7 protein-coding genes are annotated in these 12,490 nt (G+C 73.4%); 4 read left to right on the top strand and 3 right to left on the bottom strand.

The window, feature by feature from the left end; genetic code table 11:
• Positions 1 to 186: 186 nt before the first annotated feature.
• Positions 187 to 3,423: a BTAD domain-containing putative transcriptional regulator gene (locus ABZ934_RS24830; RefSeq protein ID WP_361317115.1), complete on the top strand. Its 3,237-nt coding sequence runs from the start codon at positions 187 to 189 to the stop codon at positions 3,421 to 3,423.
• Here the strand turns inward: ABZ934_RS24830 and ABZ934_RS24825 are convergent.
• Together ABZ934_RS24825 and ABZ934_RS24820 are read right to left on the bottom strand one after the other, a co-directional pair.
• Positions 3,410 to 5,326: a sigma-70 family RNA polymerase sigma factor gene (locus ABZ934_RS24825; RefSeq protein ID WP_361317112.1), complete on the bottom strand. Its 1,917-nt coding sequence runs from the start codon at positions 5,324 to 5,326 to the stop codon at positions 3,410 to 3,412. The two genes, ABZ934_RS24830 and ABZ934_RS24825, sit on opposite strands and share 14 nt — an antisense overlap.
• Before the next feature lie 372 nt (positions 5,327 to 5,698).
• The gene (locus ABZ934_RS24820) at positions 5,699 to 6,460 is read right to left on the bottom strand and encodes a helix-turn-helix domain-containing protein (protein WP_361317109.1); all 762 of its coding nucleotides are present in this window, start codon (positions 6,458 to 6,460) and stop codon (positions 5,699 to 5,701) included.
• A gap of 341 nt (positions 6,461 to 6,801) precedes the next feature.
• On the opposite strand from ABZ934_RS24820, the gene ABZ934_RS24815 reads away from it, so the two are divergent.
• Complete coding sequence (locus ABZ934_RS24815) at positions 6,802 to 8,271, top strand: NAD(P)/FAD-dependent oxidoreductase (protein ID WP_361317107.1); 1,470 nt, start codon at positions 6,802 to 6,804, stop codon at positions 8,269 to 8,271.
• Positions 8,272 to 8,427: 156 nt separating this feature from the next.
• On the top strand, positions 8,428 to 10,161 hold the full coding sequence (locus tag ABZ934_RS24810; protein WP_361317296.1) for an ATP-binding SpoIIE family protein phosphatase: 1,734 nt from the start codon (positions 8,428 to 8,430) through the stop codon (positions 10,159 to 10,161).
• 84 nt (positions 10,162 to 10,245) lie between these two features.
• Here ABZ934_RS24810 and ABZ934_RS24805 read toward each other — a convergent pair whose 3' ends face one another.
• Positions 10,246 to 11,535 (bottom strand): MFS transporter, encoded by a 1,290-nt coding sequence (locus ABZ934_RS24805; protein ID WP_361317105.1) that lies wholly within the window; start codon positions 11,533 to 11,535, stop codon positions 10,246 to 10,248.
• 112 nt (positions 11,536 to 11,647) lie between these two features.
• On the opposite strand from ABZ934_RS24805, the gene ABZ934_RS24800 reads away from it, so the two are divergent.
• The gene (locus tag ABZ934_RS24800; RefSeq protein WP_136210625.1) at positions 11,648 to 12,181 is read left to right on the top strand and encodes a MarR family transcriptional regulator; all 534 of its coding nucleotides are present in this window, start codon (positions 11,648 to 11,650) and stop codon (positions 12,179 to 12,181) included.
• Positions 12,182 to 12,490 lie beyond the last annotated feature (309 nt).

The following is a 12,490-nucleotide window of genomic DNA, read 5'->3' as shown; positions in this document are numbered from 1 at the left end:
CACTTCAGCCTCGCCGGCGTTTGAAGCGCGGGGTGTGGGGCGGAGCCCCGCCGGGTCCGGCGGAGCGGCGGGGCGCACAGCGCGACCCCGCCGCACCCGGACCTCGACCCCGCCCCGGGCACCGCCCCGGGCCCGCCCGGCAAAAACCACCACCCACCCCGGCCCGGGTCACGGCAGAATTGCCCGGTGCAGTACCTCATCCTCGGTCCCACCGAGGCACGCGACACCACCGGCGCCCCCCTCCCCATCGGCGGCGCCCGGCTGCGCGCCCTCCTCACCGCCCTCGCCCTCCGGGCCGGCGCCCCCTCCGCCACCCCGGTGGCCGTCCTCGTCGACGAGGTCTGGGGCGACGACCCGCCCCAGGACGCCCCCGCCGCCCTCCAGGCGCTCGTCTCCCGGCTCCGCCGCGCCCTCGGCTCCCGCGACTCCGTCCTCGCCGACCCCGCCGGTGGCTACCGCCTCGCCGCCACCCCCGACGACGTGGACCTCCACCGCTTCACCCGTCTCGCCCGCGAAGGCACCGTCCTCGCCCGCGAAGCCGCCCGTCATCCCGACGCCGCTGCCACGAGCGCCACCGCCGCCGCGACCCTCCGCTCCGCCCTCGCCCTCTGGCGCGGCCCCGCTCTCGCCGACCTCCCCGAACCCGCCCGCACCACCCACGCCGCCGGCCCCGAGGCCCTCCGCGCGGCCGCCCTCCGCGAGCGGATCGCCGCCGACCTCGCCGCCGCCGACCCGATCGCCGGCGCGGCCGCCCCGCCCACGCTCCTCCCGGAGCTGGAAGCGCTGATCCACGAGAGCCCGTACGACGAAGCCCTCCACGCCCTGCGCCTCCGCACCCTGCGCGCCGCCGGCCGCCCCGCCGACGCCCTCGCCGCCTACGAGGACACCCGCCGCGCCCTCGCCGACGGCCTCGGCACCGACCCCGGCCCGGAGCTGCGCGCCCTGCACGCCGAACTCCTGCGCCCGACCCCGCCCGAGCCGCGCCCCACCACCGGCAACCTCCGCCCCCGCCTCACCTCCTTCGTCGGCCGCGAGCCCGAACTCGCCGCACTCCACACCGACCTGGCCCGCTTCCGCCTCGTCACCCTCACCGGACCCGGCGGTTCCGGAAAGACCCGCCTCGCCGAGCACGCCGCCGCCGCCCACCCCGCACCCGGCTGGCTCGTCGAACTGGCCCGCCTCGACCACCCCGCCGCCCTACCCGGCGCCGTCCTCAGCGCCCTCGGCCTGCGCGAGAACACCCTGGTCGCCCACGGCGGGAGCGCCGCCTCCGCCGACCCCGCCGCCCTCCTCGTGGAGCACTGCGCGGACCGCCGCATGCTCCTGGTCTTGGACAACTGCGAGCACGTCATCGACGCCGCCGCCGAACTCGCCGACCGGCTCCTCGCCCACTGCCCCGGCCTGCGCGTCCTCGCCACCAGCCGCGAACCCCTCGGCGTCCCCGGCGAGGTCCTGCGCCCCCTCGAACCCCTGCCGCCGGCGCCGGCGCACCGCCTCTTCACCGACCGCGCGACCGCCGCCCGCCCCGGCTTCGACCCCGCCGACGACCCGGCCGCCGTCACCGAGATCTGCGCCCGCCTCGACGGCCTCCCACTCGCCATCGAACTCGCCGCCGCCCGCCTGCGCCTGCTCACCCCGCGCCAGATCGCCGACCGCCTCGACGACCGCTTCCGCCTCCTGACCGGTGGCAGCCGTACCCTCCTGCCCCGCCAGCAGACCCTGCGCGCCGTCGTCGACTGGTCCTGGGACCTCCTCGCCGCACCCGAACGCACCGTCCTGCGCCGCCTGTCCGTGTTCTCCGGCGGCTGCGACCTCGCCGCCGCCGAGGCCGTCTGCGCCGAGCCCGGCCTGGACGTGGCCGACACCCTCGGCTCCCTGGTCGACAAGTCCCTCGTCCTCGCCGAACCAGGACCCGAGCCCTCCGACGGCATGCGCTACCGCCTGCTCGAAACCATCCGCGAGTACGCCGCCGAACGCGCCCGCGCCCACCCCTGCGACGCGGAGGCCACCGCCCACCGCCACACCGCCCGCTTCCTCGCCCTCGCCGAAGAAGCCGAACCGCTCCTGCGCTCCGCCGCCCAACTCCCCTGGACCCGGCGCATCGAGACCGAGCTCGACAACCTGCGCGCCGCCCTCGAACACGCCGTGAGTACCGAGGACGCCACGACCGCCGAGCGCCTCGTCTTCGCCCTCGGCTGGTTCTGGTGGCTGCGCCACTACCGTGCCGAAGGCGCCGAGTGGGCCGCCCGAGTCCTCGCCCTCACCTCCGTGGCCGCCGTACCCGAGGACTCACCCGGGTACCGGACCCGGGCCCTCCTCGACCTCCTCCACCTGTTCCTGACCGCCCAGGCGAGCCCCGCCGACGCGTTCCACCGCCCCGAGTACGCCGACCGCGCCGCCCGCATCATCCGCGCCCTGCGCCACGGCGGACCCGAAAGCGCCAGGTTCCCGGGCATGCTCTGGCCCATCGCGGCCCACCTCAACGGCCCCACGGCCGAGTTCCTACGCGACCTCGACGCGAGCGTGGAGAACTGCCGTCGCCACGGCGCCGACTGGGAACTGGGCGTCGTCCTCATGTTCCGGACCCACTTCGCCATCGACACCACCGGCGGCCTGCCCGGCGTCGAAGCCGACCTCGCCGAACTCCACGCGATCGCCCGGCGCGTCGGCGACCGCTGGACCCGCTCCCAAGTGGCCAGCGTGACGGCGGAGTACGCGCTCTCCCGCGGCCAGTACGCCTCCGCACGCACCGCATACGAGGAATGCCTGCGCCTCGCGCGCGAGGTCGGCGCGGACAGCGAAACCCCCTTCGCCCTCACCCGGCTCGCGGAATGCGACTTCTGCTCCGGTGACTTCGCGGACGCCGAACGCGTGCTGATCGAAGCCGAACGCGAAGCCGAGCGGTACGGAGGCATGCACGAGGTACGGGCCTACATCCACCTCCTCACCGCCCTGATCGCCCTCTTCTGCGGCCTGGAGGACGACGCACGGGCCCGGATCGACCTCGCCCGCGCCGAAGCCGGGCAGGTCGCGGCGCCCCCGCAGCTCACCACCGGACTCGACAACGTGGACGCCGTCCTGACCGCCCGCGAGCACGGCCCCGCCGCTGGACTGGAGCGCATCGGGCCGGCCCTGGACGCGGCCGTCACCGCCCACTGCGCCGAACGCGTCCTGGCCTCGCTCGCCGAGACCGCTGCCGCCCTGCTCGCCTCGGCCGGACGCCACGCGGAATCCGTACGGGTCCTCGCGGCGGCCACCGCCTGGCGCGCGGGCTACCCCCGGTCGGTCCCTGAGGCCGCCGCCCTGGACGCGCTCCCGGGCCGGAACCTCGCCGTACTGGGCCCGGCCCGCTACGCCGAGGAGGAAGCGGCGGGCGCCGCGCTCACCCCGCCCGAGGTCGTGGGGCTGCTCACCCGCAGCTGACGACCGCGTCGGCCCAGCTCGCGAGCGCCGGCAGCCGCCCCTCACCGGCCCGCTCCACCACCAACCGCAGCATCGAGGTCCCGGCCAGGGACACCTCGACCCCGACCGGGGCGTCGTCGTACCCGAGGGCGCGGGACTGCCACAGCCGCCGGCCGTCCCCGTACACGGAGAACCGCACGTCGCCGTCGGTCAGCAGGGAAAGGCCGTCCACCCCGACCCGCGCGGAGAAGCTGCGGCACTGTCGATTGAGGCTGATCTCCACCGAGGAACGGGAGTCGACGGTGATCCCCTGCCCGAACCGCCGGTCACCGACCACCAACCCCCAGCGCTGCCACACCCAGCTGCTGCGCCAGGTCTCCAACTCGGGACCGGCGTGCTCCCCGTACACGGAGTGCCCCAGCCGGGCCAGCGGGAACCCCTGCGGCGGCTTCGGCGCGGGCTTCGGGGGTCGGGGCACGGCCGGAGACTTGGAAAGCGACGGCGAGGGCGAGGGGGGAACCGGCCGCCCGGCCACCGGCTTCCGCGACGGCGCCCCCGCACTCGGCCGCGGCGGTACGGGTGCCTCCGCCACCGGCGACTTCGCCACCGGCGTCGCGGACTCCGGTGCGGGCGGCGTGGCGGACCGGGGCAGCGGCCGCACCGGTGCCACCACCCCCGGCACCGGCTCCGGCTCGGCCTGCTGCTCGACATCGTTCCCGGTCAGGGCGAACACCACCCCGGCGGCGGCTGCGACCGCGAGCCCGGCGGCGATGGCGGCCTTGGCGGGCATCCCCAGCCCCTCGGACACCACCGCCCCCCCAGCCCCCGCCCCCGCCCCCGCCCCTCCCGCAGCCCCGGTGGCCCCAGCGGCACTCGCCCCCGCCGTCGATCCTCCGGCCGCCGCCGCGGCGGCACCGGCCCCGCCGGCGGCGAACGCCCCGCCCGCCACCACACCCGCCGCCTTCGCCGCGTACCCGGCGGCGAACCACCCGATGACAGCGACCGGCAGCAGCGCGGGAATCCCCGCGTTGACGTCCTTCAGCTCCCGCGCGGCCAGCCGGCACTTCGCGCACCCCTCCAGGTGTTTGCGCAGCCCCCGCTCCGCCCGCAGCCGCAGCCCGCCCCGCGCGTACGCGCCCAGCCGGTCCGCGTACCGGGCGCAGTCGCCGCCCTCGCTCAGCGCCGAGCTCACATGCGCCTGGAGGTACGCCTGCTTGAGCCCCTCACGGGCCCGGCCGGCCAGCACCGCCGTCGCGTTGGCGCTCAGCCCGAACAGCGGCGCGATCGCGCTCGGCGTGGACTCCTCCACAGTGGTGTGCCAGAGCACGGCCTGCCAGCGCTCGGGCAGGCTGCGGAACGCCTGCATCGCCAGTGATCGCTCGGCCTCGTGCATGGCCCGCACGTCGGCACCCAGTTCCAGCGTGTCGTCCCCCGACAGGCCGCCCAGCCCGCCGCCGCCCTCCGTACCGGAGGCCGCCTGCTCGGCGAACACCGCGAAGTCCTCGACCAGATGCTCCCGCCTGGCCGTCTTGGCCCAGGACGCGGCGACCCGCCGCACGGTCGTCAGCAGGTAGGCCCGCACCGAGTGGTCCGGCCCGGCCCCGCCCCGTACCGCCTGCAGCGTCCGCGCGAACACCTCGGCGGTCAGGTCGTCGGCGGTGTGCGCGTCCCGGCAGCAGGTGCGGGCGTAGCGCCGTACGGCATCGGCGTGCCGGCGGAACAGTTCCTCGTAGGCGCTGTCGTTCCCGCCGCGCACCCGCGCGACCAAGTCGGCGTCCGAGGGCGGCAGTTCGCAGCCGGAGCCGCCTGCGGCGTGCCGGCCGGCGGGATCACGCTGCGTCGGTACCTGCCGGGCGGGCAACCGGCCCGCCTCGGCCTCGTCCCCGGCGTCACCGAGTGACTCGCCCCGCCCGTCAACGCTCATCGCGGAAGCCTCCGCACGCCACACTCAACCGGTACACCGGCCCAGCGTGGCACACGGCACGGGCGCCCCGGGCCGCTCCGCGCACCATCCACTCATCCGGGGACGATCCGACCGAGCACCGTACGCATCCCCACCCGTTCGAGTGGCCGACCTTGGAGCGAAGGCCCTCCCGAACCGCTCAGCCCAGCCGCCGGTCCAAGCGGACCGCCCGCCCGGACGGCCCCGTGCCCACGGGGCGGACCGGCCGCCCGGACGGCCCCGCTCAGACGGGCCGCCGGCCCACACCGCCCGCCGGTGGCGGACCGCATACCCGGACGGCCCTCGCTCAGGCAGGCCGCGCCGCGCACCGCCACCGCAGGACCGGCCCCGACCTCACGCCGTCCGCGAGCGCAGTCCCTCCAGCAGGATGTCGAGCAGTCGCGAAGACGCGGCGGCCTGGTGCGCCGGGTCCGGAAGCGCCGGAGCGGCGGTCGCTATCACCAGCAGCACATCGGCCACCGTGACATCGGCACGCAGTTCGCCCGCCTCCCGGGCGCGGTCCACAAGCCGGCCCACGACCTCCAGCAACGCACCCGCCCCGGAGTCCTCGGCCGGCTCCTCCTGGGAGCGCGAGCCGACGACACGCAGGTCCGGAGCGCCCGTCACGACGGCCTGCCGCTGGTGCGGAACGCGGACGGCCTCCGCCTCCTCGACGCCGTCCTCCTCCGCCGCGCCGACCCGCAGCACCTGCGGCGGCAGCAACCGCCCCGCTCCCGATGCCACCGAGGTCCGCAGGAAGCGGGAGAGGGCCTGCCACGGCTCCTCCTCCTGTCCCAGCGCGGCCTTCGCCTGGTCGGTCAGTCGGGCGGTCTCCTCCTCGGCTATCCGCCGGACCAGCACGTCCTTGCTCGGGAAACGCCGGTACACGGTGCCGACCCCGACCCGGGCCCGCCGTGCCACGTCTTCCATCGGCGCCCCGTAGCCCAGCTCGCCGAACACCTCGCGCGCCGCGCGCAGGACGTGTTCGAGGTTGCGCTGGGCGTCGACGCGCAGAGGCGTGGAACGTCCCACGCCGTGAGTGGTCGCGCCGGTCATCACGCGCCCGCTGTCAGCGGACAGAGCGGTCGCAGAGCCATGGAAATCGGACATGTTCATATGTATCCCCCGGTAATCATTTGTCTCCCCCCGGAGACACTCCCCGCCTTCATGTCGAGGTGGGCCACGGTCAGTGGGCCCCGGTCCTGCTCCTCGACGGGATACGAACATAGTTGAGCCAGAGTCAATTCAGAAGAGGCAGCCCCGCACGGAGCACCGCCCGATCGGAGCAGCCACCCCCACTTTTCCGGCAGAAGCCCCCGGAATCACCCCCTCCGCACCCCCTGACCTGCGGCGCTTTACCCGTATCCAGTCCCTGAGACAGCCCCGTCCCACCCCTCTCCCCGGTCACACAATTTGCCCAGCCTGTGGACAAACTCCCAGCCACGTTGCGTCATGGGATGGTGAAGGCTGCTAACTCCCCGGGCACGGCACCCGGCACCCCGCCCCGCGCGCGCATCCTCGTCATCGGCGGCGGGTACGTCGGCATGTACACGGCCCTGCGGCTCCAACGGAAGCTCAGACCGGACGAAGCCGAGGTCACGGTGGTCACCCCGGACCCCTATATGACGTACCAGCCCTTCCTTCCCGAGGCCGCCGCCGGAGCCATCTCCCCGCGCCACGTCGTCGTCCCGCTGCGCCGCGTCCTCGACAAGTGCCGCATCGTCATCGGCGAGGCCGAGCACATCGACCACACCAAGCGCACCGCGACGGTCTCCACCCTCGCCACCGCCGACGAGGGAACCGGCCCGATGCGGATCGAGTACGACGAACTCGTCCTCGCGCCCGGCTCCATCTCCCGCACGCTCCCCATCCCGGGGCTCGCCGACTACGGCATCGGCTTCAAGAGCGTCGAAGAGGCCATCGGCCTGCGCAACCACGTCATCGAACAGATGGACATCGCCTCCTCCACCCGCGATCCCGCGATCCGCGACGCCGCCCTCACCTTCCTCTTCGTCGGCGGCGGCTACGCCGGCGTCGAGGCGCTCGGCGAACTGGAGGACATGGCCCGTTACGCGGCCCGGTACTACCACAACATCAAGCCCGAGGACATGAAGTGGGTGCTGGTCGAGGCCAGCGACCGGATCCTGCCCGAAGTCGGCCCCGAGATGGGCGTCTACACCGTCCGTGAACTGCGCAGACGCAACATCGACGTCCGCCTCGAAACGCGCCTCGAATCCTGCGAGAACCGCGTCGCCGTCCTCAGCGACGGCTCCCGCTTCCCCACCCGGACCGTCGTGTGGACCGCCGGCGTCAAACCGCACCCGATCCTTGCCGCAACCGACCTGCCCAAGAACGAGCGCGGCCGCCTCGCCTGCACCGCCTTCCTCACCGTCGAAGGCGTCGAACACGCCTGGGCCGCCGGCGACGCGGCGGCCGTCCCCGACATCACCGCGGCCGAACCCGGCCGCGAATGCGCCCCCAACGCCCAGCACGCCGTCCGCCAGGCCAAGGCCCTCGCCGACAACCTCGTCGCCGCGCTGCGCGGTGAGGTCCTCACCGAGTACGCACACAAGTACGTCGGCTCCGTCGCCTCCCTCGGCCTCCACAAGGGCGTCGCCCACGTCTACGGCCGCAAGCTCAAGGGCTACCCCGCCTGGTTCATGCACCGCGCCTACCACCTCAGCCGCGTCCCCACCTTCAACCGCAAAATGCGCGTGCTCGCCGAATGGACCCTCTCCGGCCTGTTCAAACGCGAGATCGTCTCCCTCGGCTCCCTGGAGCACCCCCGCGCGGAATTCGAGCTCGCCGCAGGTGGCACCCCCAAAGCCGCGCCCAAAGCCCCGCCCGCGGTCCCACCGACGACCCCGCCCGCCGCGCCGCCCCCGCCCGGCCCCGCCGCCAACCCCCCGAACGACAAGGGGGACTGACGCTGTCAGTGCGCTCCGCCACACTGGACGTGTGACCATGGGTGGGCTCACACCTGCACAGAGTCACACCGTCCAGCGCTCGACCCTGGGGGCAGCTCCCGGCCGTTGCTGGGGCAGACACAGCGACCACTTGCGACACCACGAGGCTTGAACGCAGTGAACTTCACGCGCTGGAGCGCACGGTTCCCCGGAACGCAGCGCCGCGCCGCCGCCCGGACCGACCACGCCGCCGCCCAGGCCAAACGGGGTGAGGGCTCGGTCCCGGCGGCCCGCGGCGCGACCACCGCCGCCCCGCCGCCGCCCCCGGACGGCGTCCCAGCCGAACCCACCGTCCGCGGCACCGGCACGGGACCCCTCACCGCCGTGCCGTCCCTCGACGAGCTCTCCGCCCGGGAAGTCCTCGGCCTGCTCCCCGCCCTCGTCGCGCTCGTCCACGGCCCCGAACACCGCGTCGCCTACGTCAACGACGCCTACACCGCCGGCTTCGGCGCCCGCACCACCGGCGCCCCCGCGCACGTAGCGCTCCCCGAACTCGGCGAGCTCGGCCTGCTCCCGCTCCTCGACCAGGTCCAGCGCAGCGGCAAGCCCCGTACCGCCAAGAACCGCTCCGCACCCGGCGGCGCCAACTCGTACACCGTCACCTGCACGCCCGTCGCCTTCCCGAAGGCCGGCGACGAAAGCGAACCCGACCCCCACCACACCGGTGTCCTGGTCCACCTCGCCGACGTCACCGACCACGCCGAGGCCGCCGAGCGCCTGCGCGCCAGCGAGCGACGCCAGCGCGAGGCCGCCGTCACCCTCCAGCGCTCCCTCCTCCCGCAGGAACTGGAACAGCCCGACGACCTGCGCATCGCCGCCACCTACCAGCCCGGCGGCACCGAAGCCGCCGTCGGCGGCGACTGGTACGACGTCATCACCCTCGGCGCCGGCCGCACCGCCCTCGTCATCGGCGACGTCATGGGCCGAGGCGTCCGCGCCGCAGCCGTCATGGGCCAACTGCGCACCGCCGTCCGCGCCTACGCCCGACTCGACCTCCCGCCCCACGAGGTGCTCCAGCTCCTCGACGGCCTCGCCGCCGAGATCGACGCCAGCCAGATCGCCACCTGCGTCTACGCCGTCCACGACCCCAACGAGGGGCTGCTCGCCTACGCCTCGGCCGGCCACCTCCCCATCCTGGTCCGCGACGAGGACGGCACCGTCCGCCGCGCCGCCGACCCCACCGGCCCGCCGCTCGGCACCGGCGGCTGGCTCCACACCTCCGGCACCATCGCCCTCGGCCCCGGCTCCACCGCCGTCCTCTACACCGACGGCCTCGTCGAACGCCGCGGCGAGGACATCGACGAAGGCGTCGCCGCCCTGGAACGCGCCCTCTCCGGCGCCCAAGGCACCCCGGCCGTCATCTGCGACCGCCTGATGCGCGCCCTCGGCGTGGACGCCGACCACGACGACGACGTCGCCGTCATGGTCCTCCAGCAGCCCGCCCGCACCGGCGCCGACGCCGAGCTCTTCCACAACGCCGCCCTGGAACTCCTCGGCGGAGTCGAGGCCGCCCCGCGCGCCCGCGCCTTCGCGCAGGGTGTCCTCACCTCCTGGCGCTTCCCGGTCGAACTGTGCGACCTCGGGGTGCTGGCCGTGAGCGAACTCGTGGCGAACTCCCTTCAGCACGGAACCCCGCCCATGCGCCTGCGGCTGCGCCGTACCGACCGTCGGCTGATCGTCGAGGTGACCGACGGCGACGACCACCTCCCGCGCCGCCGCCGCGCCGAACCCGGCGACGAGACCGGCCGCGGCATCTCCATCGTCGCGACCATCGCCTCCAGCTGGGGTACGCGCCGCACCCCGGGCGGCGGCAAGGCCGTCTGGTGCGAATTCGCCCTACCGGACAAGTAGCGGGACACACGACGCGGGTACGCGACGCGGACACACGAAGGGCCCGGTCCCCACGGACCGGACCCTTCTCCCCACGCGTACGGACTAAGCGGCCACGTGCTCCGGCACCTGTGCGGCGACCGGCTGCGCCGCCGCCGCGACCTCGGCCCGCGACGGGTTGTCCTGCACCGGAGTCAACTGCTTGCCGATCCGCAGCGCCAACAACGCGATCCCGAGCGACACGGCGATGAAGACCCCGATGTAGAGCATCGGCACGCCCGCGCCCAGCGGCACGCCGAGCGGCCCGAGCGCCAGCGCCATCTGCTTGACCAGTGCGAACGCCGAGTTGTACTGACCCACGGAACCCTCGGGCGCCAGATCCGCGACCAGCGGCGCCAGCGTCGGCGACAGCATCGCCTCACCGATGCCGAAGAGCGCGTACGTCGTGACGAACGCACCGGCGGCCATCAGCGCACTGCCGTGCCCCAGCCCGGAGAACCCGGCGATGACCCAGGCCCCGGTCCAGATCAGACCGACCAACGCGATGACCCGGGAACGCCGGCGCTTCTCGACCAGCTTCAGTACGACGAACTGTGCGACGACGATCGCCCCGGTGTTGGCGGCGAGCGCGAACCCCAGGGTCGACGGGGAGATACCCGCGGCCTCGGTCCCGAAGGCGGCCAACCCGGACTCGAACTGCCCGTAGCAGGCGAAGAAGATTACGAAGCCCAGTACCAGCAGCTTCACCATGGCCTTGTGCCGCAGCATCCGCTTCCAGCCGCCGCCGGCCCCCGGGTCCTTCGGCATGGCGTCCTTGATGCTCGGCGCATGCGGCATCCGCACGGTGGCGATAACGCCGGCCAGCACCAGGAACATCACGGCCTCGATGCCGAAGAGCAGCGTGAAGCTGCCCGGGCGGTCGACGTCCACGATCTGACCGCCGATGAGGCCGCCGATGCCCAGCCCCAGGTTCTGCATGAAGAACTGGAGGGCGAAGGCGCGGGTCCGGGTGGACGGGGTGGAACACCACACGATCATGGTGGCCAGCGCGGGCTGCGTCACGGCCTGCCCGGCGCCGAGCGCCAGAGCGGACAGCAGGATCGGTACGACGCCGGTGGACAGCCCCAGCGACAGCGCGCCCGCCGACGCCGCAACAGCGGCACCCATCACGACCGGCACCGGCCCACGCTGGTCGATGACGCGACCGGTGAAGGGCAGCGCGATCAGAGCCCCCAGAGCGAACGCCACGAACGCGCTTGTGGCCGCCATGGAGCCAAGACCTCGCACCTGCGCCACATAGATGTAGAGGAACGGAACCGTGAAGCCGATGCCGAACGCGGTCAACGCGTTGCCGGCCTGGATCCGCCGCATCGCAGCGCCCATCACCTTGGTCACTTCTCACCTGCCCCGATAACTGAAGCCTGAAGACTTCATGCCTAAAGTTCGATGCTTAACTCTACACATTGAAGGAGTTAGACGCCAACGAGCTCATGCGATACTTCGGGGCATGGGTGAAACCGACGGCACGACCCCCGTCCACGAGCCGAGCCTCGACGAGCAGATCGCCGTCTACCAGCGCGAGTTCCAGGACCTCGACCCCCAGGTCGAGAAGGTGGTCTCGGCACTGAGCCGACTGAACCGCCGCATGAACGTCGCGTACGGACGCCAGACCGCGGCCCTGGGCATCAGCAACGCGGAGTGGGAGGTCCTCAAGGCCCTCGTCATCTCCGGAGCCCCCTACCGGATGGGCCCCAGCGAACTCGCGAAGCAGCTGGGCCTGACGCCGGCGGCGATGACCCACCGGATCGACCGCATGACGGCGGAGGGACTCGTCACGCGTGAACGGGACGAGTCGAACCGCGTCCGCGTGATCGTGGAGCTGACGGACGAGGGTCGCAGCAAGTGGCTCGACGCGATGCGCGCCGCCACGGTCTTCGAGGAGGACCTGCTCCAGGACCTCTCCACGGCGGAACGGGGCGTCCTGGGCGACATGCTCACCCGCCTGCTGGACCGCGTGGAGGACCTCCAAGCCCGGGGTTGACACACGCTCCACGGATCCGTAGGGTTCTTCGAGTTGTCCCAGAACCGGAAGGTTTTGGCGACGGCACATCCCGCCGCCTCGTTGCGGCACCCAACTCAGCACGATCTCCCACCGGGAACGATTTCGGCATGACCGAATGAATTCCCGAAGGCCGATTATGAATCGCCGGGGAAATCCACTAGAGTTCTGGGAGTCGGAAGGGCCCAACAGCCCCGAAGGCAAACCCGCTTCGACCGGGAATCGGACACGAAAGAGTCTGATAGAGTCGGAAACGCAAGAACAAAACGAAGAACAAAGGAAGCGCCCGGA

This window comes from Streptomyces sp. NPDC046557, from assembly GCF_040645975.1.
GTDB lineage: Bacteria > Actinomycetota > Actinomycetes > Streptomycetales > Streptomycetaceae > Streptomyces.
The sequence above is the reverse complement of the archived record's forward strand: the minus strand, read 5'-3'. Positions and strand labels throughout refer to the sequence as shown.

Excerpts from the sequence above, each read along its gene's own strand:
- ABZ934_RS24825 (WP_361317112.1), bottom strand. The coding sequence starts at position 5,326 with ATGAGCGTTGACGGGCGGGGCGAGTCACTCGGTGACGCCGGGGACGAG.
- ABZ934_RS24820 (WP_361317109.1), bottom strand. The coding sequence starts at position 6,460 with ATGAACATGTCCGATTTCCATGGCTCTGCGACCGCTCTGTCCGCTGAC.
- ABZ934_RS24815 (WP_361317107.1), top strand. The coding sequence starts at position 6,802 with ATGGTGAAGGCTGCTAACTCCCCGGGCACGGCACCCGGCACCCCGCCC.
- ABZ934_RS24800 (WP_136210625.1), top strand. The coding sequence starts at position 11,648 with ATGGGTGAAACCGACGGCACGACCCCCGTCCACGAGCCGAGCCTCGAC.